Raw genomic sequence first — 25,692 nt, 5'->3', positions numbered from 1 at the left:
GCATTATGTTACATATAAATAAGCGCCTGGCTTTTACCCTTTCTGCGGTTACGCTGGCCGGTTCGCTCGCCGCTCCGGCGCACGCTGATGTTGTGGCATCAATCAAGCCCCTGGGCTTTATTGCCGCCGCCATTGCCGACGGCGTGACGCCCGTGGATGTGCTGTTGCCTGACGGCGCTTCCGAGCACGATTACGCGCTGCGCCCTTCTGACGTAAAACGTATAAAAAACGCAGACTTAGTGGTTTGGGTCGGCCCGAATATGGAAGCCTTTCTGACCCGGTCCGCCGCTTCATTGCCTGCTGAAAAAAACCTGGAGCTTGCCGATATCAATACGGTGAAGCCGTTACTGATCGCCGGTGACGACGATGACGACCATCAGGATCAGAGCCATGACACGGATAATTCTGAAGAATCAGACGCGTCTCATCATCATCACGATCATGGTCAATATAATATGCATCTTTGGTTATCCCCAGAGATAGCAAGGCAATCTGCGGTTGCAATCCATCAAAAATTATCGGAACTTATGCCGCAAAGCAGAGCCAAACTAGACGCCAACCTGAAGCAATTCGAGGCTGGCCTGGCAGATGCAGATCAACAGATTAACACGCAACTCGCACCGGTAAAAAACAAGGGCTATTTCGTTTTTCACGACGCGTACAGCTATTTTGAAAAACACTACGGCTTGTCTCCGCTGGGACATTTTACCGTAAATCCTGAAATTCAGCCGGGCGCACAGCGTTTACATCAAATACGAACACAGCTGGTTGAGCAGAAAGCCGTTTGCGTTTTCGCTGAACCACAATTCAGGCCGGCAGTCATCGATGCCGTTGCCCGGGGAACGCAGGTGCATAAAGGCACGCTCGATCCGCTGGGAATGGGTATCAGCTTAACCAAAGACAGCTATGTGAAATTCCTCTCACAGCTGTCGAGCCAGTATGTGAGCTGCCTGAACGGAGCATAGAGGAAAAGGTAAAAGTGCAGCAGATAGCCCGCTCTGTCGCCCTCGCATTTAATAATTTGCCGCGCCCCCACCGCGTTATGCTGGGTTCTTTAACTGTTATTACTCTGGCCGTCGCTGTCTGGCGGCCTTATGTTTATCATCCCGCCGACGTCGCGCCGGTTGTCAAAAGCATCGAGCTGGATACCAATCAGCTGCGTACGCTGCTGCCGGAAGCGAGCGAACCGATCGATCAAAGTCCGCCAGAGCCGGAAGAGGATCTGCCGAATGATGATATCGATCGCGACGTGCCCGATACCCCCGATATGCATGAATACACTATCTCGGCCGGCGATACGCTAAGCAGCGCGCTCAATCAGTATGGCATTGAGTTAGGCGATATCAGCGCCCTGGTCAGCAGCGACAAAGATCTGCGCAATATTCAGATTGGTCAAACGCTATCCTGGACACTCACCGACGACGGCGGGCTGAAAAGCGCGACCTGGGAGATCTCCCGCCGCGAAACGCGCACCTATCAACGCACCGATAACGGCGGCTTCACGATGAAGCAGGAGCTGCAAAAAGGTGAGTGGAAAAACAGCGTGCTGAATGGCGATGTGAGCGGCAGCTTTGCCGCCAGCGCGCGCCGCGCCGGTCTGAGCAGTACGGAAATCAGTAACGTCATCAAAGCGATGCAGTGGCAGATGGATTTTCGCAAGCTGCGTTCCGGCGATCAGTTCAGCGTGCTGATGTCGCGTGAAATTTTCGACGGCAAGAGCGAGCAAAGCCAGCTGTTGGGCGTGCGCCTGCGCGCCTCGGGCAAAGATTATTACGCCTTCCGCGCCGAAGACGGCAAATTCTACGATCGTAACGGCTCCGGGCTGGCGCGCGGCTTTATGCGTTTCCCTACCGTGAAGCAGTATCGCGTCTCGTCCAACTTCAATCCGCGCCGCCTGAATCCGGTTACCGGACGCATCGCGCCGCATAAAGGGGTTGATTTCGCGCTGCCCATCGGCACGCCAGTGCTGGCCGTGGGCGATGGCGAAGTAGTGCTGGCGAAAAATGGCGGCGCCGCAGGTAACTATGTCGCCATTCGCCATGGCCGTCAGTATATGACGCGCTACATGCACCTGAAAAAGGTACTGGTGAAGCCGGGTCAGAAGGTGAAGCGGGGCGATCGTATCGCGCTCTCCGGCAATACCGGCCGCTCAACCGGTCCTCATCTGCATTATGAAATCTGGATCAATAATCAGGCCGTCAATCCGCTGACGGCGAAGCTGCCGCGTATGGAAGGGCTGACCGGTAAAGACCGCGCTGATTATATGAAGCAGGTGAAAGAATGGAGCCCGCAGCTGGCGCTGAATTAAGTGTTTTCCGCCGGTCACGTTGCGTAAGCCGACAAGAAAGTCGGGGGTTTTTTGTTATCTCAGGCAGGATGATTGCAAATTAGAACGCCAACATTATCATTAGCCGGTCATTGATTGAGGCGAGTGCATGGAAACCAATAAGAAAACTAACGTCGGGTTTGTTCCCGTTTTTCAACGATCGTTTTTAAAGCCTGGATACTGGGGCAGCTGGCTCGCTATCGGCGCGCTGGCGGGCATAGCCTGTATTCCGGCAAAATTGCGCGATCCGGTTCTGGGCGGTTTGGGCAAAATGGCCGGCAAGCTGGCTAAAAGCGCGCGCCGTCGCGCCCGTATTAATCTCTTTTACTGCCTGCCTGAACGTTCTGAAGAAGAACGCGAAGCTATTCTCGATCGCATGTTTGCCACCGCGCCTCAGGCAATGGCGATGATGGCTGAACTGGCGGTCCGCGATCCGCAAAAGTTTCAACAACGCGTTGAATGGCATGGTCGCGAGATCCTTGATCAGATACAAGCTGAAAATCAGAAGGTTATCTTGCTGGTTCCCCACGGCTGGGGCATCGATATTCCGGCCATGTTGCTTTCTCTGGAAGGGAAAAAAGTCGCGGGAATGTTTCATCACCAGAGCGATCCGCTGATGGATTATATCTGGAACAGCGTACGTCTCCGTTTCGGCGGCCGCCTGCATGCGCGTGACGACGGTATCAAGCCGTTTATCAGCTCGGTACGCCAGGGCTTTTGGGGCTACTATCTGCCGGATCAGGATCATGGCGAGGAGCACAGTGAGTTTGTGGATTTCTTCGCCACTTACAAAGCGACGCTACCGGCGGTTGGGCGTTTAATGAAGGTCTGTCGAGCCCGGGTGGTGCCCCTGTTTCCGGTATATAACAGCGAAACGCACCGGCTGGAAATCCATGTTCATACGCCGATGGATGATCTGCTGGAAGCCGATGACAAAACCATTGCGCGCCGCATGAACGAAGAGGTAGAGCTGTTTGTTCGTCCCCATCCCGAGCAGTATACCTGGATTCTGAAGCTGCTGAAAACGCGCAAAGAGGGGGATATTGAACCCTATAAGCGCAAGGATATTTATCCGCGCTGATGAATAAAACGGGCCGCACTGAGCGGCCCGTTTTGCATTATGCGGCGTGCAGCCGACTGCGGCGCTTATGCTCCTGCAAAAACAGTAGCACCAGGCCGAACCAGAGCAGGCCGCTGGCAAAGTTAATGGCGCTGAACCAGGGCGTGCCGCCGCTGAAGTAGCCGCTTTTCGCCAGCTCAATGCCAATCGCCAGCGTCAGGATGCTGATCATCCCCAGCATCGCCGCGACGTTGCCTTTCCCTTCGTTGCTGGCATAGAGCGTCAGGCGATAGAGTCCGGCATTCACCATCCCGGCGCCAAAGGCGTAGAGGCTCAGCCCTGCGGTCAGCAGCAGATAAGTGTGGCGGTCGTACAGGTTGGCGGCCAGCGCCAGCCCCAGCCCCAGCAGAATCGGCCAGGCGGCAAACCTTACCGGCTGCTCAATGGGTACGCGTCCGGCCAGTTTCCCCAGCGTCAGGTTGCCCAAAATCATCGCCAGAAACACCGGCAGCTGCAGCAGCGCATAGTGCAGGCGCGACAGCCCTTCGTCGTGGATTAGGATCACCGGCGAGAGCGCAACCCAGGTCAGGATAGGGATAAACACCAGACCAATGGCGAACGAGCCGTACATCACCTGACGATCCTTCGCCAGTCGACCATAGCCGCGCGCCAGATTGTTGATGGCGATGGAATGGCTGCGATCGCCAGCGGTTTCCGGCATGACACGCAGCAACACCACTAACGCCAGGGCGCTGGTGGCGGCAAACAGCCAGAACATGCTGCGCCAGCTTGCCACCGTGAGCCAGGCGGCCCCGACCAGCGGACCAGCCAACGGCGCCAGCAGCGCGACGTTTGCCATCAGCGCCATCATACGAACCGCCAGCGCCTCATCGAACGCCTCCTGCACGGCGGCATAGCCTACCGCGCCAATAAAGCAGAGGCTGATGCCCTGGATAAAGCGCAGGGTAACGAACTGCTCAATGTTTTCAACCCAGGTCATCAGCAGGCAGGCGGCGATAAAAAACAGGATGCCGGTCAGCATCACCGGGCGACGTCCATATTTATCAGAGAGCGGCCCCAGCAGCCATTGCAACACCATGCCGCCCATCAGATAGGCGGTAAGAGAGGTGGAGACCCACTCCGGACCGACGGCGAATTCCTGCGTCACCATCAGCATCCCCGGCTGGATCATGTCATGGGCAATATAGGTGGCGAATTCAAACAGCACCAGCGCGAGCGGGAACAGCAAAGCGCGGGGAGTCAGCTGAGTCGCTGCCTTATAGCGGGCCATCTGGCCTCCTTGTCAGAGAAAATAAAACGCGACTGTAGCAGTCGCGTTATTCCGGGATTATAGCTGTTATAAAAGCCAAACTTAGTCGACGCGCAGGACCCGGCTGGTGTTGGTGGTGCCGGTGGCACCCATCACGTCGCCCTGGGTGACGATGACCAGATCGCCGGAAACCAGGAAGCCTTTGTCGCGCAGCAGGTTGATCGCATCGTGGGCCGCCGCAACGCCTTCGCTGTTGCTGTCAAAGAAGACCGGCGTCACGCCGCGATAGAGCGCCGTCAGGTTCAGCGTGCGTTCGTGGCGCGACATAGCGAAAATCGGCAGGCCAGAGGTGATGCGCGAGGTCATCAGGGCGGTACGGCCTGATTCCGTCATAGTGATAATCGCCGTCACGCCCTGCAGATGGTTCGCTGCGTACATCGCCGACATGGCAATGGCTTCTTCGATATTGTCGAACTGCACGTCCAGACGGTGTTTCGAGACGTTAACGCTTGGGATTTTCTCCGCGCCGATACAGACCTTCGCCATGGCAGAAACGGTTTCGGCCGGGTACTGGCCGGCGGCGGTTTCCGCAGAGAGCATCACCGCATCGGTGCCGTCCAGCACGGCGTTCGCCACATCCATCACTTCCGCACGCGTCGGCATCGGGTTGGTGATCATCGACTCCATCATCTGCGTGGCGGTGATAATGGTGCGGTTAAGCTGGCGCGCGCGCCGGATCAGCGCTTTCTGAATGCCGACCAGCTCGGGATCGCCGATTTCCACGCCGAGATCGCCGCGCGCCACCATCACCACGTCACAGGCAAGGATAATGTCATCCATCGCTTCCTGCGAGGCGACTGCTTCAGCGCGCTCCACTTTGGCGACGATCTTGGCTTCGCAACCGGCGTCGCGCGCGAGGCGACGGGCATAATTGAGATCTTCGCCGCAGCGCGGGAATGACACCGCAAGATAATCTACCGCGATTTTTGCCGCTGTCAGAATATCCGCCTTGTCTTTTTCCGTCAGGGCTTCGGCAGAAAGGCCGCCGCCCAGCTTGTTGATGCCTTTGTTGTTGGAAAGCGGGCCGCCCACGGTCACTTCGGTGAACACCTTCATGCCCTGAACTTCCAGCACCTTCAGCTGTACGCGGCCATCGTCGAGCAGCAGGATATCGCCCGGCACCACGTCAGCAGGCAATCCTTTATAGTCGATGCCGACCCGCTCTTTATCCCCTTCGCCTTTACCGAGACTGGCGTCGAGCAGAAAACGATCGCCAATGTTCAGGAAGACTTTGCCTTCTTTAAAGGTAGAGACGCGGATTTTCGGCCCTTGAAGATCGCCGAGAATAGCGACGTGGCGGCCCAGTTTCGCCGCGATTTCACGCACTTTGTTTGCACGCAGCTGATGATCTTCCGGCGTGCCGTGTGAGAAGTTGAGTCGTACAACGTTCGCACCCGCAGCGATGATTTTTTCGAGATTATTATCACGATCGGTTGCCGGTCCGAGGGTTGTAACGATCTTGGTTCTTCTGAGACGTCTAGACATGAAAGGCTCCGTTGGCAAATAAGCGTGACCTTGCAGTCAGCCGCTTTGAGGTCACTTATTCTATATGAAGGTTGGGCTGTGATTCGACTCACATTGTGAATGTGATGTTAATTTTTTTTTGACGCCTCGCTTCCGCTTAACGCTTTTCATCACATGACTCGTCCGCCGAGCTGATCGCCAGCTGGGTGGAAGCGTTTACATACGCAGGCGGGCCAGTTCTACCATATTTTTTATGCGGTCAGTATGTGAAAAGAGGACAAACGCCTTCTTAAGGAGACTATTTGTGCAACTCATGCGCTGGATCACAATATCAGCGCACGACCGCTTATCATATGTAGCGATTTCATACAGAGAAGAAAGCGCTATCATTTTGAAAAGAATATACCGCTTTAAGCGGCAAGACACGCAAGGACGGATAAAAGGCCGCACGCTTTTTTTGTCATACTTTGCTGCCGGTTGGGTTTTACGTCGGCAAACGCAGAAATAAAAAATCGCGGAAAGCGCACGACCCATCACACGGAGAAACGCAATCGCGACCACAGTTATCCGTGAGGATCCATTCTCGCGCCGGTTTACCCGGAGCGGGGAAAAAAGTACATTGTGTTGAAAGAGAATGACAATAAGGACCCGGTGGCCGAGGGCGTTCAGCCGCCGGGCATATCCTGCAACGAGGAGAGTAAAATGGCGGTAACACAAACAGCCCAGGCATGCGATCTGGTGATTTTCGGTGCCAAAGGCGATCTTGCACGCCGGAAACTGTTGCCTTCCCTGTATCAGCTGGAAAAAGCGGGACAGATTCATGAAGATTCCCGCATCATTGGGGTGGGCCGCGCCGAGTGGGATAAAGCGGAATATACCAAAGTCGTGCGTGAAGCGCTGGAAACCTTCATGAAGGAGAAAATCGACGAAGCGCTGTGGGATAAACTCAGCGGACGTCTCGATTTCTGCAACCTGGATGTTAACGACACGAGCCATTTTCCCAAACTGGGCAAAATGCTCGATCAGGAAAATCGCGTCACCATCAACTATTTCGCCATGCCGCCGAGCACCTTCGGCGCGATCTGTAAAGGGCTGGGCACCGCGAAGCTGAATGCCAAACCGGCGCGCGTGGTAATGGAAAAGCCGCTGGGCACCTCGCTGCAAACCTCGCAGGAGATCAATGACGCCGTTGGCGAATTCTTCGAAGAAAGTCAGGTGTTCCGTATCGACCACTATCTCGGCAAAGAGACGGTGCTTAACCTGCTGGCGCTGCGTTTTGCTAACTCGATTTTCGTTAATAACTGGGATAACCGCACCATCGACCACGTACAGATTACCGTGGCGGAAGAGGTGGGTATCGAAGGGCGCTGGGGCTACTTCGACCAGGCGGGCCAGATGCGCGACATGATCCAGAACCACCTGCTGCAAATCCTCACCATGATCGCCATGTCGCCGCCGTCAGATTTAGGCGCCGACAGCATTCGCGATGAGAAGGTAAAGGTGCTGCGCTCGCTGCGTCGTATCGATCAGACCAACGTGCGTGATAAAACCGTGCGTGGGCAATATACCGCTGGCTTCGTGCAGGGCAAAAAAGTGCCGGGTTACCTGGAAGAAGAGGGCGCGAATAAAACCAGCGCCACCGAAACCTTTGTGGCTATCCGCGTTGATATCGATAACTGGCGCTGGGCTGGCGTGCCGTTCTATCTGCGCACCGGCAAACGTCTGCCGACCAAATGCTCCGAAGTAGTGGTTTACTTCAAGAACCCGGAGATGAATCTGTTTAAAGATTCCTACGCTGAGCTGCCGCAGAACAAGCTGACCATCCGTCTGCAGCCGGACGAAGGCGTGGATATCGAAATTCTTAACAAGGTGCCGGGGCTGGATCACAAGCACAAGCTGCAAACCACCAAGCTGGATCTGAGCTACTCCGAAACTTTTAACCAGTCGCATCTGGCGGATGCCTATGAGCGTCTGCTGCTGGAAACCATGCGCGGCATTCAGGCGCTGTTTGTGCGCCGTGACGAGGTGGAGGCTGCATGGACTTATGTCGACTCCATCATGAATGCCTGGGCAGCGGATGCCGATGCGCCGAAACCTTATCAGGCGGGGACCTGGGGTCCGGTCGCTTCTGTCGCGATGATCACGCGCGATGGTCGTTCCTGGAACGAGTTCGAGTAAGCGCTACTGAAACAAGCCCGCATGTTGCGGGCTTTTTTTTGGCTCGATCAGATCGCAAACAGAAAATGAACCAAGGTTTCAAAAATCTGTTAAGTCAGATAGACGGCAGCGAAAGCGATCATGTATGGTAGGGCGGAAAATTCACAGGACAGGGCCGAGCGCCCGTAAGCCGGGCTTTTCATCCCGGTCTGAAGAAAGAGGGGAAGTATGAAAAACTGGAAACAGAGTGCCGAGCAGATTCTCACAACCGGTCCGGTCGTACCGGTAATCGTGGTGAATAAGCTGGAGCATGCGGTACCGATGGCGAAAGCGCTGGTCGCGGGCGGCGTGCGCGTGCTGGAAGTGACGCTGCGTACGCCGGTGGCGATGGACGCGCTGCGTGCGATGATCAAAGAGGTGCCGGAGGCGATTGTTGGCGCCGGTACGGTGATCAATACCCAGCAGCTACAGGAAGTGACCGAAGCGGGCGCGCAGTTTGTTATCAGCCCCGGCGTGACGGAGTCATTGCTGAAAGCGGCGACGGAAGGGCCGGTTCCATTGATCCCTGGCATCAGCACCGTTTCCGAACTGATGACCGGTATGGATTATGGCCTGCGCGAGTTTAAATTTTTCCCGGCAGAGGCCAACGGCGGCGTGAAAGCGCTACAGGCGATTGCGGGTCCGTTCCCACAGGTTCGCTTCTGCCCGACCGGCGGTATTTCACCCAACAATTACCGTGACTATCTGGCGTTGAAAAGCGTGCTCTGCATTGGTGGCTCCTGGCTGGTGCCGAATGACGCATTGGAAGCTGGCGACTGGGATCGTATTACCAGGCTGGCGCGCGAAGCGGTGGAAGGGGCGAAGTAACCAGAGATGCGGTGAGCCTGCTGCTCACCGCATAAGCGTTAACCCTGAACCGTGACCGCCGCTGCGCTGGCGATCGCGCGCGCAACGGCTTCATCGGTGGATTCACCGGTCGCCAGCGCCACGCCCAGACGGCGCGTTCCGGCGATTTCTGGCTTACCAAACAGGCGCAGCTGCAATCCGGCGCCCAGCGCCGCTTCAACATTAACAAACTGCACATTCTGGCTGGTGAGCTGCGGCAAAATCACCGCTGAGGCGGCCGGGCCATACTGGCGAATCCCGCCAACCGGCAGGCCGAGGAAAGCGCGCACGTGCAGGGCAAACTCAGAGAGATCCTGCGAAATCAGCGTGACCATGCCGGTATCATGCGGGCGCGGCGACACCTCGCTGAAAATGACCTCATCACCGCAGACAAACAGCTCAACGCCAAACAGACCGTAACCGCCCAGCGCTTTCACCACCTGCTGTGAAATCGCCTGGGCCCGCTCCAGCGCCAGCGCGCTCATCTGCTGCGGCTGCCAGGATTCTCGGTAATCGCCATCTTCCTGACGATGACCAATCGGCGCACAGAAGTGGATGCCGTCAACGGCGCTGATAGTCAGCAGCGTGATCTCAAAATCAAATTTTACTACGCCTTCCACAATCACTCGTCCGGCGCCAGCGCGGCCGCCCTGTTGGGCATACTCCCACGCCTGATCCAGCTGGCTGGCGCTACGGATAAAGCTCTGCCCCTTGCCGGAAGAACTCATCACCGGCTTGACGATGCAGGGAAAACCGATCGCTTCGGCGGCGGCAACGAAATTCTCTTTGCTGTCAGCAAAACGGTAGCTTGAGGTCGGCAGCGCCAGCTCTTCCGCCGCCAGACGGCGAATGCCTTCACGGTTCATGGTCAGGCGCGCGGCGCGTGCGGTGGGCACGACACGCTGTCCCTGCTGCTCCAGCTCAACCAATTTTTCAGTGGCGATAGCTTCGATTTCCGGCACGACAAAATCGGGTTTTTCCTGAGCAATCAGGGCAGCCAGCGCATCGCCATCCAGCATATTAATCACATGGCTGCGATGGGCGACATGCATCGCAGGCGCATCGGCATAGCGATCCACGGCAATCACTTCCACACCGAGACGCTGGCATTCCAGCGCGACTTCCTTACCTAATTCACCTGAGCCTAACAGCATGACACGCGTTGCGGCAGGGCGCAGCGCAGTTCCGAGAGTCGTCATAAAATCACCTTAACAGTCAAAGAGCGCGCGCAGTATAAACGAAAACGTTTGCGTTCTCATCTTTTGCCCCTTTCTTCGCGGGTTTTCCTTACTTTTCCCGCTCTGACGCTTCTTGACGCCTGTTGCAGCAGGATAGAAAGCGGAAATGTTAAAGGAGTGAACAATGAATAACTGGCTGCAACAAATTCAGTCTGTTCTGACAAACCAGAGCGGAAGCGGTAAGCAAAATGGCGAAGCACTGGGCGGGATGCTCGCGCCTGGCGCGCTGGGTGGATTAGCAGGCATGTTGATTGCCAGTAAATCGACGCGCAATCTACTGACGAAATATGGCGGGAAAGCGCTGCTTGTTGGCGGCGGGCGTGAAAAATGAAGAGGAGGCGCTGGAACTCTATTTTCTCAGCTGTGCTGCCATTGATCCTGACCATTTTATGGAGCGTAGCTATCTCAGCGCCCTGGGAGACGCGTTGAAAATTCCTCAGGATGTGCGGGAGGGCATTGAACAGGATATCCGCCAGGAGAAAGCGCGTTTGCCCGCCGGAGAATAAGGTTTTTTTGCCACAGGGAGGTGGCATCAGGTCCGCTCATTTCTTGCTTACGCTTGGCTTAAAGGCCGGTAAATGCCACCCTTACAAGACGTTGTATTCAGGGAGACGAGCGTAATGAAAAAACCAACAGCAAAAAAAGTGCCTTACAGCATGACGCTGCATGGCGACACGCGTGTCGATAACTATTACTGGCTGCGTGATGATGAGCGTGAGAACAGCGAGGTGCTGGACTATCTTCATGCAGAGAATGAGTACGGTCAGAAGGTGATGACGTCGCAGCAGGCGCTGCAGGATCGGGTGCTGAAAGAGATTGTCGATCGCATCCCGCAGCGCGACCAGTCGGTGCCTTACAGTAAAAACGGCTACTGTTATCAGAGCCGTTACGACACCGGTAACGAATATGCCGCCTATTACCGCAAGCCGGATAATGCCGATCCCAACACCGAATGGCAGCTGTTGCTGGATGCCAACCAGCGCGCCTCCCATAGCGAGTTCTACACCATGGGCGCGCTGGATATCAGTCCCGATAACCGCATCATGGCGCTGGCGGAAGACTTTCTTTCACGTCGTCAGTACGGCATCCGCTTTCGCAATCTGGAAACCGGTAGCTGGTATCCGGAAGTGCTGAGCTGTGCCACCCCCAGCTTTGCCTGGGCAAACGATTCCCGCACCATCTATTACGTGCTAAAGCATCACAAAACGCTGCTTCCCTATCAGGTGTGGCGGCATGAATTGGGTACCTCTCAGGATGACGATGAGCTGGTTTATGAAGAAGAAGATGACACCTTTCACCTTAGCGTCCATAAAACCACCTCCGAACACTTTATTTTGATTGCGCTGTTCAGCACCACTACCAGCGAAATCATGTTAATTGACGCGGAATATCCCGATGCGCAGCCACAGGTGTTCTGTCCGCGTCGCAAAGATCACGAGTACAGTCTCGACCACTACGATCATCACTTCTATATCCGCTCCAATCGCGACGGCAAAAATTTTGGCCTCTACCGCAGCGCCTGGCTGGCGGAAAACCGCTGGGAAACCCTGGTGCCTGCGCGTGACCATGTGGTGATGGAGGATTTCCAGATTTTCCGCGACTGGCTGGTGATTGAAGAGCGCCAGCGTGGGCTCTCCAGCCTGCGACAAATTTGTCGCAAAACCGGCGAAGCCTATGGGATCGCCTTCGACGATCCTACCTATGTTACCTGGCTCGCCTATAACCCAACGCCAGAGAGCAACAAGCTGCGCTACGGCTACTCCTCCATGACGATGCCGACCACCATTTTTGAACTGGATATGGATAACGGCGAGCGGCGTATTCTGAAGCAGAGCCCGGTAAACGGCTTCAGCGCGGAGAATTATAAAAGCGAGCATCTGTGGATTAAAGTCAGCGACGGCACCGAAGTGCCCGTCTCGCTGGTCTATCATCGCCGCCATTATCAGCCGGGTAAAAACCCGATGCTGGTGTACGGCTATGGTGCTTATGGCAGCAGTATGGATGCCGATTTCAGCGCCAGCCGTCTCAGCCTGCTCGACCGTGGCTTTATCTATGCGCTGGTCCACGTGCGCGGCGGCGGCGAGCTGGGGCAGCAGTGGTATGACGGCGGTCGTCTGATGAACAAGATGAACAGCTTCACTGATTTTATCGACGTCACCAATGCGCTGGTGGAGCAGGGCTACGGCGATCCGCAACAGCTTTATGCCATGGGCGGCAGCGCCGGTGGCCTGCTGATGGGCGGGGTGATCAATATGGCGCCGGAGCGCTTTAAGGGCGTCATCGCGCAGGTGCCTTTTGTCGATGTGGTAACGACCATGCTGGACGAGAGCATTCCACTCACGACCGGGGAGTATGATGAGTGGGGAAACCCGGCTAACGAAGCTTATTACCACTATATCAAGCAGTACAGCCCGTTTGACAACGTGGAAGCCAAAGCCTATCCCCATATGCTGGTCACCACCGGCCTGCACGATTCTCAGGTGCAGTACTGGGAACCGGCGAAATGGGTGGCCAAACTGCGAGAGCTGAAAACCGACCAGAACTTGCTGCTGCTCTGTACCGACATGGATTCCGGGCACGGCGGGAAGTCAGGACGCTTTAAATCCTATGAAGGCGTGGCGCTTGAACTGACTTTCCTGATCGCGCTGACGCAGGGCAGCCTGCCTGGACACCATTACAACTGAATATCCTTGAGATATTTACGCAGCGCCTGCCGTAATGGCGGGCGTAAATCGCGTACGTTCTCCAGCATCCAGAGCAGATAGCGGGGATCTTTTTTGGCGATGGCCGCTACCGGCTGGCCGCGATACTTGCCAAAGGGCAGAATGTCGCCTTGCGCGGTGGCGGGCTGCGTGAGCGAGGCCATTTTGGCCGCATCCCAGCCGGAGGTTTCCATAATGCGAATCAGCAGAGCCGCGGTCACATAGCAGTCATACAGCGCGCGGTGGGCATGTAAATCCGCTGGCGGCGTCACCTCCAGTTTCAGGCTGTGACGCAGCGCCTGATTGCCATATTTGATGCCGGGCCAGAGCTGGCGGGCCAGCGTCATGGTACAGATCCATTCGCCCGGCATTTCCGGCAGCATGCGCCGATCAAAACTGGCGTTATGCGCCACGTACCAGGCGCTGCCGTGATAGCGGCCAATCGCTTCTTCAATCGTGGGTTTGCCCACGACCATCGCTTCGGTAATGCGATGTACGGCCATAGCCTGGCGGCTGATAGGACGATCGGGCAGGATCAGATCGCTCATCGGATTGACGATCTGCCCGTCAATCACATCTACCGACGCCACTTCCACCACGCCGCCCTGTAATCCGCAGGTTTCGGTATCGATCACGCGTAACATAGATTATTTCTGCTTGGGTTCATAAGGCAGGCGAGAGAAGGCGAGGGAAGCCTGGCGATAGTGCATCAGACGCTGGCGAAACCAGTCGCGCAACGCTTCCGGCTGCTCTCTTTCGACAATCTCCGCCACCACCGGCATATTGTAGCGCTCTTTAAACGCCACGCCCGCTGCGGCCAATTCCACATTTACTTTATCTTTCTCTTCTTGCGACAGCAGGGCAAGGTTTTGACTCATGCTTTTCTCCTGATTACCTGGGGCAAAAGTAATGTTTTCCCCCGCGCGGATCAAGGGGTATGAATCGCACCCAGAGTCTCGACACCTTTTCAGCGGCGGCGTATCCTTGCGCCACGTTTGCAGCTTCTGCTGCAGTGATAAGGATGCTCCGATGAAGAAAACCGCGTTTTCCCGCGTTCTCGCCTCGTTGTTTGTGGCGTCAGCGCTGCTGGTCAGTGACTCTGCGTTGGCACATGCCCACCTGAAAACCCAGTACCCCGCCGCCAAAGCCATGATGGAAACGTCGCCGCAGGCCCTGACGCTGACTTTCAGTGAAGATGTCGAGCCGGCATTCAGCGGCGTTGATATTCTCAATGCGCAGCAGCAGCCAATGCCCACCGCGAAAGTGCAGCGCAATGGTCGTCAGCATAACCAGCTGATCGTCCCGCTGACTCAGCCGCTGCCTTCCGGCAATTATCAGGTGAACTGGCATGTGCTCTCGGTAGATGGCCATAAAACCAAAGGAAACTACGATTTCAGCGTGAAGTGATGATCCTTAGCACAATCTGGATCCTGCTGCGCGCCATACATTTCGCCGCCGTGATGTTATTAACAGGCAGCGCTTTCTATACAGCTCTGTTGGCTCCGGCCCGTTACCGCAACAGGCTGGCGCAGCGGCTGGCAGCAATAATGCGCAGCAGCGCAATTGCGGCACTGCTGAGCGCGCTGGCGATGCTGGCGGCGCAGACCGGTTTAATGAGCGGCGACTGGCGCAATGTTGCCGATGCGGATATCTGGCAGGCGGTGTTGCAGACCCGCTTTGGCACCGTCTGGCGCTGGCAAATTCTGTTTGCCTGCGCCGCCACGCTGAGCGTGATAAAACAGAACCGTTTGCGTCAGCAGCTGTTATTGCTCACCGGCCTGCTGCAGCTTATCGGCATGGCTTTCGTCGGTCATGCCGCCATGCGCGACGGCTGGCCGGGCTTGTTTCAGCAAATCAACCAGGCGTTACATCTCACGGCGGCCGCTTTCTGGGCTGGCGGACTGTTGCCGCTGCTGATGCTGATGGCGGAAGCGCGCAACATCGATCGGCGCACCGACGCGATTCGCGCCATGATGCGTTTTTCCCGCTATGGCCATCTGGCGGTTGCGCTGACCTTGTTGACCGGCGTTATCAACAGCCTGCTGATAGTGGGATGGCCGTTGCCGGCGGGCCAGTCGCTCTACAGCACGCTGCTGCTGTGGAAGATCGCGCTGGTGGCGTTTATGGTATTGATCGCATTGATTAATCGTTACTGGCTGGTGCCGCGTTTCCGTCTTGCCGGCGCGGGCGCGCAACGGCAATTTATTCGCATGACGCAGCTGGAGCTGCTGTTAGCGAGCTGTGTTATCGGACTGGTCAGCCTGTTTGCGACGCTGTCGCCAGCCTGAATAGTCAATTTGTTCTTGATCGAATCAGAAGGTGTTTATTTTGATGAAAAAAGTGATCCCCGCACTCCTGTTGTTAACCGCCTGCGGCAATGCGCTGGCGGCACAAATCATTACCGTCAGCCGTTTCGAAATAGGCAAGGAGAAATGGGCGTTTAACCGCGAAGAGGTGATGCTCACCTGCGAAAAAGATGGCTCGTTGTTTGCTATAAATCCCAGCACACTGATGCAATATCCGCTGAACGATAAAGCGGATGCGCGTATGAAGGCGAAGCAGGTCAATGCACAGCCGATTAGCGTGATCCAGATTGACGATAAAGATCATCCGGGCCAGAAGATGAGCTTACAGCCCTTTGTTGAACGCGCGCAGGCGCTTTGCGGCCAGTAATCGCTTCGCTTTTTTGTCGGAGCGCAGTTCCGCGTGGCTGCGCTCGCTGTCACAGATTTCTGCAAGAACGATCACAGAGTGAGCAGCTTTTCTGAGCGCCGAAAGGGGTTAGCTGGAAAATCTGCTGCTCTGTTCTACCCTTAAAATGCAAGGCGATATCGCCTGCATTAATGCCAACTTTTAGCGCACGGCTCTCAAAGAGCCATTTCCCTGGACCGAATATAGGAATCGTATTCGGTCTTTTTTTATGCGGTTGTTTTATATAAATAGTTATCCGCCAGTTATCAATTTTCAGAAATGATCCCGAAAACATCCTGTCCAATTCTGTTAAGGACTTGCATATTTGGCCGCAAAAGGTTTTCACATAAGGCGCAATGGCGCGTGAAACTGATGATGCTCTCTGGCAGAAATCCTTATGTAAAAGATGCTAACCCCGTATCCGCAGGTTGGCGGCTATCGACAGATACACCGGATTAAAAGTCATTTATCTTTCAAATGTTTTCAGGGGATTGAATTACTTGCTGTGTTTAAAGCGAAGCCGGGTAAAGAGGATGCGCTGTGTAAAGCCACGCTTGATGCTGTAGCGCCAACCCGTAATGAAAACGTGTACGGACTCAGGCCATTTAACTTCACTTTGATGTGTTCATGGTTGTTGTAACAGGGATATGCATCGCTGCCTCTTTTGATTTGCCTGAACCATTAACGATTCAGGCAATATCACCGCTAACCCTCTACTTCAATTCTGGCCAGGCCACCACGGGAATGCCGTTCAGTTTGGGTTGTGCAAACAGCGATCCCTGGAAATTAAAAATCCCGGCCGCCTCAAGCCACATCCACTCTTCAGGCTTCTCTACACCCTCTGCAATCACGGTGATTTTCATTGAAGAACAGCACTTGATGATCGCGTGAACGATAGCCTGTTTCGGACCGCTTTTATGCACATCGCAAATAATATTACGGTCAATTTTGATTTTATCGGGCTGGAAACGCGTCAGGAGCAGCAGACCCGCGGAGCCGGCACCAAAATCATCAATAGCCAGGCTGATCCCCGCCGCTTTCAACTGCTTGATGGCGGATTCGAACTCGTCGATGCGGGAAATTACTTCATTCTCTGTAACTTCAACCACGACCTGTTCAGGCACCAGACCGTTTGCCTGAATCTCCTGCAGCAGGAAGCTTACCGCATCAGGGACCATGACCAGCGACATAGGAAACAGTTTTATCGACAGCGTCAGTTCCTGTATGCCCAGATCTTTTGCCAGCGCAAAGGCCAACTTTTTCGATTTCAGATCGGCCTGGTAAATTTCATCGCCGGGAAAACGATTGAGATAGTTCTGTGGCGAATCGCCATTTGCACTGCGCATCAGGGCTTCAAGCGAGACAATCCGCCGCGAAAAGGGATCGATAATCGGCTGAAAGGCAAAACTGTAATCGCCGGAAGGGGGCAGGGCAGTATCGTCTTTCGACTGCACGTCTTCGTCCATGATGAAGTCCCAGGCATTTGCCGGCGGGATTTCAAAATAGTTTTCTTTTTCTCCCGCTTCAACGAAGGTGCGAAGAAACTGAAGCGCTCTGTCATCATAGGTCAGCTGATATTTTGACGTGCCTTTATCAAGCACCGCCTGAAGAACGGAATCCTTGTCATATTCTCTCAGATCGAAAAGTTCCATCCCCACGTTACCGAACCGCCGGGATGGTGCATAATCGCGCATCAGTTCCACCAGATTATGATGGCGGCGATCTCTACATATACCGTCATAAATCGAGATAACAGCCTCTTCCGGGCCTTCCAGCACCTGAAAAAAATGGGTTCCGTTGAAAAGCAAAATGCCGGTAACGTTAAATAACTCGTTGTTCTTATTGGCCTTGACGGCTAAATCTTCTAGTGTTTTTACCGGAACGTCATCAGAAAGATGGCTGCGATAGATGATTGTCGACAACATGGCGTATTCCCGATTTTTTGCTTTTGTGACGCATACATTAACAGAAGTTTTTATGCTGTTGTGCAGATCTGTCCTGATATCGGCGCGATGGTTTTATTTCTGCTTTCTCAGGCGTTCTGATGCAAACCAACCTGGTGGTTGGCAAAACAGGCAGACAGCAACAGCCGACAGCGCGAAAATCATTAATCCTGGTGACGCAATCTTGCCCCGGCGTCAGGGGTTCGCGTGCTTCCCCGGATAATCAGTTTGCCTTTCAGTTTATGCTGTACAGGCAGCGTCGCTGAGTTTTCAAGCTGCATCGTCAGAACAGACATCGCCTGTGAAATCATGTCTGGCAGGGGTTGTATCCAGGTGGTGAGATTGAACTGCGGCCAGCTTGCCATGGCGATATCATCAAATCCCACGACAGAAATATCCTTGCCCGGCTGTAGCTTCATCTCACCAGCCACCACGTTCAGGGCACCGATGGCGATCATATCGTTGGCGCAGAAGATCGCATCAGGGGGAGCGGAACAGGACATCAGCTCTCTCGTGGCCGCCATCGCGGCGTCAACAGACCAGGAGCCGCCAGCAGATTGCGTCGTGAATCCTCTCTCACGTAAGCGGGAAGTGAAGCCCGTTTCCCGATCCCGACTGGTGGAGGAACTTTCCCGTCCGGCGATAAAGGCCATCCGCGTATGTCCACCCGCAATAAGAAAATCGGCGATGGCTTCGCTGGCGGCGATATTGTCACTGGTTACGCTGGATACCGAATCACTGTCGTTTCTGCGGTTCAGCAGCAGCACAGGAAGCCCCGCCTCCTGACACTCCTGCGCAAAGTGGGAGGAAAGGCTGCTGGAAACCAGCACCAGCGCTTCAACACGATGACGCAGGATCTCTTCCAGCAGCGGATCGGTATCATCATCCTGACCCATTGAGAAAAGCAGAACGCGATAGCCAATGGCGTTTAGCTCTCTGGAAAGCGCATCCAGCACCGCTGAAAAAAAGGGGTTTACCAGACCGGGAACCACGACGCCGACCAGATTTGAGCGACGGGTAATCAGCGAGCGGGCGATAAAGCTGGGGCGATAGCCCAACTCCGCAGCGGCCTGACGCACCTTTTCACGCGTCGCCGGGGAGATTTTACCGCCTTCGGTGAAGGCTCTGGAAACCGCCGACTGGGATACGCCTGCCAGCCTGGCAACATCGTAGCTGGTAACCGGACGTTTAACCGAACCTGTCATCAAATCCCTCCGACAATGATTTTTGCGCAGGCCATTATGCAGCATGAAGTGCTGAAGTCACGAATTTTGCGATCCATGTTGCATTCGAATGCATTCATGGTTCACGACCGCGTTTTTTTGCGCCAGGATAGCAGTGAATTCGAATGCATTAACATTTTCGTGACATTTATGCGAGGTAGTGAAAATGGCGGTATGGTTGAAACGTGGTGCGGCTCCGGAAGAAGTTAAAGAGAAAGACAAGGCTGTACGCGAGACGGTAGAGCAGATTCTGGCTGACGTGGAGAGCAGGGGAGACGCGGCGGTTCGCGAGCTTTCGCTGAAATTCGATAAGCTGGATCGTGAAAATTATCGTCTGAGCGAAGAGGAGATTGCTGAGTGTTATGCTCAGCTTTCCGAGCGCGACATCAGCGACATTCGCTTTGCGCAGGAGCAGGTTCGCAACTTTGCGCAACATCAGCGTGACAGCATGAAAGATGTGGAAGTGGAAACCTTGCCTGGCGTGATTCTGGGCCACAAGCATATTCCTGTCAGCGCCGCGGGCTGCTACGTGCCGGGCGGTAAGTATCCTCTGCTGGCCTCGGCCCATATGTCGATCATTACCGCCAAGGTGGCCGGCGTGCCGCGCGTGATAACCTGCGCTCCGCCGTTTAATGGCAAACCGGCGCCAGCTATTGTGGTCGCCCAGCATATGGCGGGTGCCGATGAGATTTACTGTCTCGGCGGTATTCAGGCGGTAGCTGCGATGGCGGTGGGCACGGAAAGCATTGCGCCGGTAGATATGCTGGTCGGTCCCGGTAACGCGTTCGTCGCCGAAGCCAAGCGTCAGCTTTTCGGACGGGTAGGGATTGATCTCTTTGCCGGTCCGACGGAAACCCTGGTCATCGCCGATGAGAGCGTAGACGGCGAGATCTGCGCCACCGACCTGCTGGGACAGGCTGAGCACGGCCCCGATTCGCCAGCCATTCTGCTGACCACTTCTGAGCAGCTTGCGCGCGACACCCTGGCTGAAATTGAACGACTGTTGCAAATTCTCCCCACTGCGCCGGTGGCAAGCCAGTCATGGGCGAGATATGGCGAAGTGATCGTTGCGGAAAATGATGACGAGATGTTGAAAATCGCCAATGAGCTGGCGTTCGAGCATGTTCAGGTGATGACGCAGAATCCCGACTGGTTCCTTGAAAAAATGCAGAATTTCGGCGCGCTTTTCCTTGGACCGCGCACCAACGTGGCCTACGGCGACAAAGCGATCGGCACCAACCATACGCTGCCGACGAAAAAAGCCGCCCGTTATACCGGTGGACTTTGGGTAGGTAAATTCCTGAAAACCTGTACCTGGCAAAAGGTATTGACCGACGAAGCCTCTGTCCGTGTCGGAGAATACTGTTCGCGTCTCTGCGCACTGGAAGGGTTCAGTGGTCACGGTGAGCAGGCTAACATTCGCGTGCGCCGCTACGGCCATAAAGATGTGCCCTATGCAGGTATCCCTGAATAACCCATAAAAACAAATAACGGGAGACCGGCATGCGTCTCCCGCCAGAACATTGGCGTTTGTGATTCGACGGAAAGAGACAAACGCTACTCTGACGGATTTCCCCTATGGACGTGTTGATTGCTCTTCTGGCTCTCGGGCTGTTGATGTTTGCCGCCTATCGCGGCTACAGCGTCATTCTGTTCGCGCCGATTGCCGCAATGGGCGCGGTTTTGCTCACGCAGCCTTCGGCAGTTGCCCCTGTTTTCAGCGATATCTTTATGGATAAGATGGTGGGGTTTGTAAAACTCTACTTTCCTGTGTTTTTGCTGGGCGCGGTATTCGGTAAGCTCATTGAGTTCTCGGGATTTTCCCGATCGATTGTCAGTGCCGTGACCCGCATTATCGGCAAGGATAAAGCCATACCGGTTATTATCTTTGTCTGCGCACTATTGACCTATGGCGGCGTTTCCCTGTTTGTGGTGGTTTTTGCCGTCTATCCCTTTGCGGCAGAGATGTTTCGTCAGAGCAATATCCCGAAACGCCTGATGCCAGCCACCATCGCGCTGGGCGCTTTTACCTTTACCATGGATGCGCTGCCTGGCTCGCCGCAGATCCAGAACATCATCCCCACCACCTTTTACGGCACCACCTCCTGGGCGGCGCCCTGGCTCGGCGTGCTGGGTTCTGCATTCGTCGCGGGCGGCGGCATGATTTATCTCAGCTGGCTACGCGCCAAAGCCACACGACGCGGCGAAGAGTATGGCAAAAACCTGCACAATGAGCCTGACACTCCCGACAACCTGAACCTGCCAAACCCGGTGATCTCCATTTCGCCGTTACTGGTTGTGGGCATCGCCAACCTGCTGTTCACCTGGGCAATCCCTCACGGCTACGGCCCGAGTTTCCTGATTGATCTGCCCGGCCTGAAAGCGCCGATGACCAGCGATGTCAAAAAGATGATTGCGATCTGGGCGGTAATGGCGGCGCTGCTCTGCGGCATCCTGACTATTTTCATCTTTTCATGGCGTACCCTGAAAGGAAAACTGGCCGACGGCAGCAGGGCGGCGGTAGGCGGAGCGATGCTGGCGGCGCTGAATACCGCGTCAGAATATGGGTTTGGCGGCGTTATCGCGGCGCTGCCGGGATTTGTGCATGTCGCCGACGCTCTGAAAGCTATTCCCAATCCGTTGCTCAACCAGGCGATTACCATCAATATTCTGTCGGGTATTACCGGTTCCTCCTCCGGCGGGATGAGTATTGCGCTGGCGGCGATGGCGGATCGCTTTAAAGAGCTGGCGGAAACCGCAGGCATCCCGCTGGAAGTGATGCATCGCGTGGCTTCGATGGCGGCGGGCGGCATGGATACGCTTCCGCATAATGGCGCAATCATTACCCTGCTGGCCGTCACCGGGCTGACCCATCGTGAGGCCTATAAACCCATCCTGGGCATTACCCTGTTTAAAGTGCTGGGGGCCTTTTTTGTGATTGGTGTTTACTACCTCACCGGTATTGTGTAACAGCAAACAGGCATAGCGCGGACCTTCAGGCAACAAAAGTCGTCTGAAGGTCCGCAGGCTCAGAACGGGCATTTTGCAGGCGCGCGTTAGCGATCAACAGACAAAAAAAACCGCATACATACAGAACGGGTCAGTTCTGAGAATGCGGCGAAAGTTTCCTCATGATTTTCAGGCAGAGCCTGAACCAAGAATATAAAATATATCTTGAGAAAAATCTCTCCAATTTTCCACAATTTACAGCACATCAAAAACGCGGCATTGCCTTTACATCCAGCTATTTTCTCAGTTTTTGGCCTGCTTTGACGGTATGACATGGACGCGCTTTCTCTGCACTACAGAAAGCATCGGCCGCGTCGAAAACGGCGATCGGCCGATGGCTATGCGCAAAATGCCTGGAGGCGAGGCTTAAAGCATCTTCATGGATTAACGGCTGACCGATCTGGCTCTGGCAGGATGATTTTTCCACTGTGCAGAGAAGTCAGGCAGAGTTGATCGGCAGTACGTCACAGCTTTTTGGCTTACCCAAACGTAAATTGTTCTGGATCAATGTCCTCGTTGCGTTCCGCTATTACCCTAATGAAAAATCATTCAACGTATCAGCCGTTCGCTTTTTCTGAGAGGTATGATTATGTCATCGAAGCTTTCACTCACTCTGTTTATCTTGATCTGGCTGGCTTATGTGCTGTTTGCCGGCTCCTATTATTTCAACACCTTTACGCTTTTTACCAGATAGCCTTCCATACCTGACGGCAGCGTTTTTGGATAAATACGCTGCCGTTTCAGCGATCTGCCTGGTGCCGATTTTCGTTCTGTGACTTCTGCTCAGTCAGAATCTCCCGGTAACCCATTCATCCCGCTGCGCTTTTTGCATTTACCCGCAAACAAAAGTGAGCTAATGCAAGTACTAACTATCGATACAGAAGGCGCTTAAAGGCGCATCGCTTGTAAACGTGGCGGCCAGGTTAACCGTGGAATAAGAGGTCAGATGAGGTGTTTAATGACCGATAGAAAAATTCTGCAGCGGGCAGTATATCGTCAGTAAAATTTTACCGAACGGTCTGCATTATGAGGTTGAGCGTATGAGCAACATTTACTATCTCCGGCCCGGTTGTGAGGTCATCCCGGTCACGGAGATTGATGCATTAGTGGAAGATTTGCAGGAAATCGCGGTGAAATATCATGACTTTAACAGCCTGCCAGCGATCATTCGCAAATGTCTTGTCGACTCGCTGACAAACAGGAATGGAGATAACCCCTGTTTGCAAAAAAGAGAGCCTTATTCATAAACGCCTCCTGAAATCAATCGGATCTATACAGGGTTATCCTGTGCGGCAGCGCGCACCAGAGGCCTTTTGCAAATAATCTGACGGGCGTCAGCCCACTACCAGCATGTGCACCAGCCGGGCAAGAGACTCCAGCAATAGCAGACTGCCAATAAAAAGCACCACCAGCATTCTGAGAAACTGTTTCCGGCTGTTCATTACTCCTCCGCTGATAAATTTCGCCTGGCTATACTCTAGTTTTGTTTTATTAAATCTCAAATCAACCGACTGTATGGATGCGTTACATGCTCTATCAGTATCTGAATGGCGAAAACTGGCGACACATCTGGGTGGTGGGCGATCTGCATGGCTGTCGCAGCCAGCTTGACGCGCTGTTGCTGGCGCATGGCTTCGATAAGCAGCAGGATCTGCTGGTAGCGGTAGGCGATCTTATCGATCGTGGGCCGGACAGCCTTGGCTGTCTGCAACTGCTGCAAGAACCGTGGTTTCGCAGTGTGCGGGGAAATCATGAAGAGATGGCGCTGGATGCGCTGGCGGGACATGAGCCGATGAGATGGGTCATGAACGGCGGCGCCTGGTTCTGGCAGCTGAAAGGCGTGGCGCTGATTAGCGCGCGCCACGCGCTCAAGCGCTGCGAAGAGATGCCGCTGGTGTTGCATTTGCAGCTAAGCAGCGGCATCGTTGTTGTGGCGCATGCTGATTATCCATCCGATCACTATGCCTGGGGACAGGAAGTGGACTGGCATCGCGTGATCTGGAATCGCGAGCGCATCACCCGCTACCAGCAGGGCGATCGGGAAGAGATTACCGGCGCGGACGCCTTCTTTTTTGGCCATACGCCGCTGGAAAAGCAGTTTGACGTGGCCAACCAGCACTATATCGATACCGGCGCAGTATTCGGCAACCGGCTGACCATGGTGCAGGTGCAATAAGCGATTTAGCGGAACAGCCTGCCGTCACGCACCAGCTCGCGCGGGTAGCTGTTTTTCAGGCGCGTACCGACCTTTTTCGCCAGCCCGAGCGGCTGCTGCCGAAAGGTGACTAGCGCTTCATCCCGAGACGGCAACGCGTGCGGATAGACATCCCGACCGCGATACCACTCCTCTGCATCGGCTTCATTCAGCTCAAACGCCAGCTTCTCATCGGGCCGCGCCAGCGCAATCACCGCTTCATGCTGCCAGCGATAGCCTTTGGCGAAGGTTTCCGCCAGCTTCAGGCCAATGCGTGAAAAGCGTACCTTGCCCAGCATCGGCTCCACGGCGGCCGGGAAAAGCCAAATCTCTTTATCACGCTGCCAGAGCGTCAGGTTGCTCTCCCACACCAGGCTGACCGCGGCGGCGGCCTGCGCGATTTCTGCGCTCAGTTTGCGGCTGACCGGTGTAAAAGGAAACTTGCCGACCTTGTAACCGGGAGCGGGCAGCGGCGCCACCGAGGCGGTTTTATGCAGGCGCGCGACAAAAAAACCTTCGCTGTCAAAAATATGCGGGAAAACATGCAAAAAGCCTTCCGGCGTCAGCGCCTGCTGCGCACCGGCAAAAAGTCCTTCGAGCGGGTTGATGCTGACGGCATCAGGGTAACGCTCCAGCAGCCAGGCGATGACGTCCTGATTCTCTATGCGATTTAGCGTACAGGTGGAGTAAACCAACGTGCCGCCCGGCTTCAGCGCATGAAAGGCGTTATCGATCAGCTCGCGCTGCGTAGCGGCGATCGCCGCAGTGCTTTCCAGCGTCCAGTTGCGCAGCGCATCCGCATCTTTACGGATAACCCCTTCACCCGAGCAGGGCGCATCAAGCAGAATCGCTTCAAACTGTTCCGGCAGGGCGGCGCCAAACACGCGACCGTCGAAGTGGGTCAGCGCACTGTTGCTCACGCCGCAGCGGCTGATATTGGCATGCAGCACCTTTACCCGGCTGGATGAAAACTCATTCGCCAGAATCACGCCGCCGTTATTCATACGCGCAGCCATCTGGGTGGTTTTGGAACCCGGTGCGGCCGCCATATCCATCACGGTCATGGCATCGGGCGCGGCAGCAAACAATGCGCTCACCGGCAACATCGAGCTGGCTTCCTGAATATAAAACAGGCCGCTCAGGTGTTCTGCGATGCTGCCCAGCGGCAGAGATTCATCGTCGCGATCGATCCAGAAACCTTCGGCACACCAGGGGATCGGCGTTAAGCGCCAGCCGTAATGGGCGGTTTGAGCAAGAAAATCGGCGACGCTGATTTTCAGAGTATTGACGCGCAGACTGCGGCGCAGCGGCTGCTGACTGATGGCGAGAAATCGGTTGAGATCGGCGTCATCCGGCAGCATGTCGCGCATTAAGGCCAGAAAATCAGCGGGAAAAAGGGAAGAGGAATCCGACACGGGGAGATATCCAGTAAACGCAAAGCGGGAAGTGTACCACGCTAATGAAAAACGG

The 25,692-nt window shown here is 55.0% G+C and carries 20 protein-coding genes and 3 pseudogenes; 14 read left to right on the top strand and 9 right to left on the bottom strand.

Annotated elements, in window-relative coordinates:
* Positions 1 to 5 precede the first annotated feature (5 nt).
* The 3 genes from znuA (at position 6) to lpxM (ending at position 3,407) form a co-directional block, all read left to right on the top strand.
* A complete protein-coding gene (znuA, locus tag ABU178_RS11375) occupies positions 6 to 965 on the top strand; it encodes a zinc ABC transporter substrate-binding protein ZnuA (protein ID WP_397214851.1) in 960 nt (319 codons plus the stop codon).
* A gap of 14 nt (positions 966 to 979) precedes the next feature.
* Complete coding sequence (mepM, locus tag ABU178_RS11370; protein WP_397214849.1) at positions 980 to 2,308, top strand: murein DD-endopeptidase MepM; 1,329 nt, start codon at positions 980 to 982, stop codon at positions 2,306 to 2,308.
* Positions 2,309 to 2,435: 127 nt separating this feature from the next.
* Positions 2,436 to 3,407: a lauroyl-Kdo(2)-lipid IV(A) myristoyltransferase gene (gene lpxM / locus ABU178_RS11365; protein WP_397214847.1), complete on the top strand. Its 972-nt coding sequence runs from the start codon at positions 2,436 to 2,438 to the stop codon at positions 3,405 to 3,407.
* 37 nt (positions 3,408 to 3,444) lie between these two features.
* On the opposite strand, the gene ABU178_RS11360 is transcribed toward lpxM, so the two are convergent.
* From ABU178_RS11360 to ABU178_RS11350, 3 genes and pseudogenes are all read right to left on the bottom strand, one after another.
* Positions 3,445 to 4,677: an MFS transporter gene (locus tag ABU178_RS11360; RefSeq protein WP_397214845.1), complete on the bottom strand. Its 1,233-nt coding sequence runs from the start codon at positions 4,675 to 4,677 to the stop codon at positions 3,445 to 3,447.
* A gap of 81 nt (positions 4,678 to 4,758) precedes the next feature.
* Positions 4,759 to 6,201 carry a pyruvate kinase gene (gene pyk, locus ABU178_RS11355; protein WP_397214843.1) on the bottom strand — a complete coding sequence of 481 codons (1,443 nt, stop codon included), beginning with the start codon at positions 6,199 to 6,201 and terminating at the stop codon, positions 4,759 to 4,761.
* A 160-nt stretch (positions 6,202 to 6,361) separates the two neighbouring features.
* Positions 6,362 to 6,513, bottom strand: a pseudogene (locus ABU178_RS11350) (transcriptional regulator HexR); the annotation flags it as partial.
* A 369-nt stretch (positions 6,514 to 6,882) separates the two neighbouring features.
* Between ABU178_RS11350 and zwf the strand changes: the two are divergent.
* Entirely contained in the window at positions 6,883 to 8,358 is a 1,476-nt protein-coding gene (gene zwf / locus ABU178_RS11345; RefSeq protein WP_397214841.1) for a glucose-6-phosphate dehydrogenase, read from the top strand.
* Between the two features lie 207 nt (positions 8,359 to 8,565).
* A complete protein-coding gene (locus ABU178_RS11340; protein WP_397214839.1) occupies positions 8,566 to 9,204 on the top strand; it encodes a bifunctional 4-hydroxy-2-oxoglutarate aldolase/2-dehydro-3-deoxy-phosphogluconate aldolase in 639 nt (212 codons plus the stop codon).
* A gap of 38 nt (positions 9,205 to 9,242) precedes the next feature.
* On the opposite strand, the gene purT is transcribed toward ABU178_RS11340, so the two are convergent.
* Positions 9,243 to 10,421, bottom strand: a complete 1,179-nt coding sequence (gene purT, locus ABU178_RS11335) for a formate-dependent phosphoribosylglycinamide formyltransferase (protein WP_397214837.1) — start codon at positions 10,419 to 10,421, stop codon at positions 9,243 to 9,245.
* A gap of 163 nt (positions 10,422 to 10,584) precedes the next feature.
* Between purT and ABU178_RS11330 the strand changes: the two are divergent.
* Both ABU178_RS11330 and ABU178_RS11325 read left to right on the top strand, forming a co-directional pair.
* Positions 10,585 to 10,966, top strand: a pseudogene (locus tag ABU178_RS11330) (DUF533 domain-containing protein).
* A gap of 114 nt (positions 10,967 to 11,080) precedes the next feature.
* On the top strand, positions 11,081 to 13,144 hold the full coding sequence (locus ABU178_RS11325) for a prolyl oligopeptidase family serine peptidase (RefSeq protein ID WP_397214835.1): 2,064 nt from the start codon (positions 11,081 to 11,083) through the stop codon (positions 13,142 to 13,144).
* Here ABU178_RS11325 and exoX read toward each other — a convergent pair.
* On the bottom strand, positions 13,135 to 13,806 hold the full coding sequence (exoX, locus tag ABU178_RS11320) for an exodeoxyribonuclease X (RefSeq protein WP_397214833.1): 672 nt from the start codon (positions 13,804 to 13,806) through the stop codon (positions 13,135 to 13,137). The genes ABU178_RS11325 and exoX overlap by 10 nt on opposite strands.
* A 3-nt stretch (positions 13,807 to 13,809) precedes the next feature.
* The gene (locus ABU178_RS11315) at positions 13,810 to 14,040 is read right to left on the bottom strand and encodes a DNA polymerase III subunit theta (RefSeq protein WP_312241304.1); all 231 of its coding nucleotides are present in this window, start codon (positions 14,038 to 14,040) and stop codon (positions 13,810 to 13,812) included.
* A gap of 151 nt (positions 14,041 to 14,191) precedes the next feature.
* Between ABU178_RS11315 and yobA the strand changes: the two genes are divergently transcribed.
* From yobA to ABU178_RS11300, 3 genes are read left to right on the top strand one after another with little or no spacing between them, the layout of a single operon-like run.
* Positions 14,192 to 14,569 (top strand): CopC domain-containing protein YobA, encoded by a 378-nt coding sequence (gene yobA, locus ABU178_RS11310; RefSeq protein WP_397214831.1) that lies wholly within the window; start codon positions 14,192 to 14,194, stop codon positions 14,567 to 14,569.
* Positions 14,569 to 15,450: a copper homeostasis membrane protein CopD gene (copD, locus tag ABU178_RS11305; RefSeq protein WP_397214829.1), complete on the top strand. Its 882-nt coding sequence runs from the start codon at positions 14,569 to 14,571 to the stop codon at positions 15,448 to 15,450. The genes yobA and copD overlap by 1 nt, the downstream gene beginning before the upstream one ends.
* Before the next feature lie 43 nt (positions 15,451 to 15,493).
* Positions 15,494 to 15,835 carry a YebY family protein gene (locus ABU178_RS11300; protein WP_397214828.1) on the top strand — a complete coding sequence of 114 codons (342 nt, stop codon included), beginning with the start codon at positions 15,494 to 15,496 and terminating at the stop codon, positions 15,833 to 15,835.
* Between the two features lie 731 nt (positions 15,836 to 16,566).
* Here ABU178_RS11300 and ABU178_RS11295 read toward each other — a convergent pair.
* Positions 16,567 to 17,778: a diguanylate phosphodiesterase gene (locus tag ABU178_RS11295; RefSeq protein ID WP_397214827.1), complete on the bottom strand. Its 1,212-nt coding sequence runs from the start codon at positions 17,776 to 17,778 to the stop codon at positions 16,567 to 16,569.
* Between the two features lie 182 nt (positions 17,779 to 17,960).
* On the bottom strand, positions 17,961 to 19,001 hold the full coding sequence (locus ABU178_RS11290; protein WP_397214826.1) for a LacI family DNA-binding transcriptional regulator: 1,041 nt from the start codon (positions 18,999 to 19,001) through the stop codon (positions 17,961 to 17,963).
* Positions 19,002 to 19,185: 184 nt separating this feature from the next.
* Here ABU178_RS11290 and hisD point away from each other — a divergent pair, with 184 nt between their 5' ends.
* The 4 genes and pseudogenes from hisD to ABU178_RS11270 all read left to right on the top strand — a co-directional run bounded on the left by hisD (position 19,186) and on the right by ABU178_RS11270 (position 24,204).
* Positions 19,186 to 20,493 (top strand): histidinol dehydrogenase, encoded by a 1,308-nt coding sequence (gene hisD / locus ABU178_RS11285; protein ID WP_397214824.1) that lies wholly within the window; start codon positions 19,186 to 19,188, stop codon positions 20,491 to 20,493.
* 104 nt (positions 20,494 to 20,597) lie between these two features.
* Positions 20,598 to 20,963: pseudogene (locus ABU178_RS20380) on the top strand (GntP family permease); the annotation flags it as partial.
* 2,105 nt (positions 20,964 to 23,068) lie between these two features.
* On the top strand, positions 23,069 to 23,275 hold the full coding sequence (locus tag ABU178_RS11275) for a hypothetical protein (RefSeq protein ID WP_397214821.1): 207 nt from the start codon (positions 23,069 to 23,071) through the stop codon (positions 23,273 to 23,275).
* A 281-nt stretch (positions 23,276 to 23,556) separates the two neighbouring features.
* Positions 23,557 to 24,204 carry a metallophosphoesterase gene (locus tag ABU178_RS11270; RefSeq protein WP_397214819.1) on the top strand — a complete coding sequence of 216 codons (648 nt, stop codon included), beginning with the start codon at positions 23,557 to 23,559 and terminating at the stop codon, positions 24,202 to 24,204.
* A gap of 5 nt (positions 24,205 to 24,209) precedes the next feature.
* Here the strand turns inward: ABU178_RS11270 and rsmF are convergent, their stop codons facing one another.
* Positions 24,210 to 25,637, bottom strand: a complete 1,428-nt coding sequence (gene rsmF, locus ABU178_RS11265; RefSeq protein WP_397214817.1) for a 16S rRNA (cytosine(1407)-C(5))-methyltransferase RsmF — start codon at positions 25,635 to 25,637, stop codon at positions 24,210 to 24,212.
* Positions 25,638 to 25,692 lie beyond the last annotated feature (55 nt).

The sequence above is a fragment of the Pantoea osteomyelitidis genome, assembly GCF_044342975.1.
Classification (GTDB): Bacteria; Pseudomonadota; Gammaproteobacteria; order Enterobacterales; family Enterobacteriaceae; genus Pantoea; species Pantoea osteomyelitidis.
Note: the sequence above shows the minus strand (reverse complement) of the source record. Positions and strands in the feature narration are given on the sequence as shown.

Bases quoted from the DNA above. Each gene is read 5' to 3' on its own strand.
- ABU178_RS11290 (WP_397214826.1), bottom strand. From the start codon at position 19,001: ATGACAGGTTCGGTTAAACGTCCGGTTACCAGCTACGATGTTGCCAGG.
- lpxM (WP_397214847.1), top strand. From the start codon at position 2,436: ATGGAAACCAATAAGAAAACTAACGTCGGGTTTGTTCCCGTTTTTCAA.
- copD (WP_397214829.1), top strand. From the start codon at position 14,569: ATGATCCTTAGCACAATCTGGATCCTGCTGCGCGCCATACATTTCGCC.
- hisD (WP_397214824.1), top strand. From the start codon at position 19,186: ATGGCGGTATGGTTGAAACGTGGTGCGGCTCCGGAAGAAGTTAAAGAG.
- ABU178_RS11270 (WP_397214819.1), top strand. From the start codon at position 23,557: ATGCTCTATCAGTATCTGAATGGCGAAAACTGGCGACACATCTGGGTG.
- exoX (WP_397214833.1), bottom strand. From the start codon at position 13,806: ATGTTACGCGTGATCGATACCGAAACCTGCGGATTACAGGGCGGCGTG.
- ABU178_RS11295 (WP_397214827.1), bottom strand. From the start codon at position 17,778: ATGTTGTCGACAATCATCTATCGCAGCCATCTTTCTGATGACGTTCCG.
- purT (WP_397214837.1), bottom strand. From the start codon at position 10,421: ATGACGACTCTCGGAACTGCGCTGCGCCCTGCCGCAACGCGTGTCATG.
- ABU178_RS11315 (WP_312241304.1), bottom strand. From the start codon at position 14,040: ATGAGTCAAAACCTTGCCCTGCTGTCGCAAGAAGAGAAAGATAAAGTA.
- pyk (WP_397214843.1), bottom strand. From the start codon at position 6,201: ATGTCTAGACGTCTCAGAAGAACCAAGATCGTTACAACCCTCGGACCG.
- yobA (WP_397214831.1), top strand. From the start codon at position 14,192: ATGAAGAAAACCGCGTTTTCCCGCGTTCTCGCCTCGTTGTTTGTGGCG.
- ABU178_RS11360 (WP_397214845.1), bottom strand. From the start codon at position 4,677: ATGGCCCGCTATAAGGCAGCGACTCAGCTGACTCCCCGCGCTTTGCTG.
- znuA (WP_397214851.1), top strand. From the start codon at position 6: ATGTTACATATAAATAAGCGCCTGGCTTTTACCCTTTCTGCGGTTACG.
- ABU178_RS11325 (WP_397214835.1), top strand. From the start codon at position 11,081: ATGAAAAAACCAACAGCAAAAAAAGTGCCTTACAGCATGACGCTGCAT.
- zwf (WP_397214841.1), top strand. From the start codon at position 6,883: ATGGCGGTAACACAAACAGCCCAGGCATGCGATCTGGTGATTTTCGGT.
- ABU178_RS11275 (WP_397214821.1), top strand. From the start codon at position 23,069: ATGAGCAACATTTACTATCTCCGGCCCGGTTGTGAGGTCATCCCGGTC.
- ABU178_RS11340 (WP_397214839.1), top strand. From the start codon at position 8,566: ATGAAAAACTGGAAACAGAGTGCCGAGCAGATTCTCACAACCGGTCCG.
- ABU178_RS11300 (WP_397214828.1), top strand. From the start codon at position 15,494: ATGAAAAAAGTGATCCCCGCACTCCTGTTGTTAACCGCCTGCGGCAAT.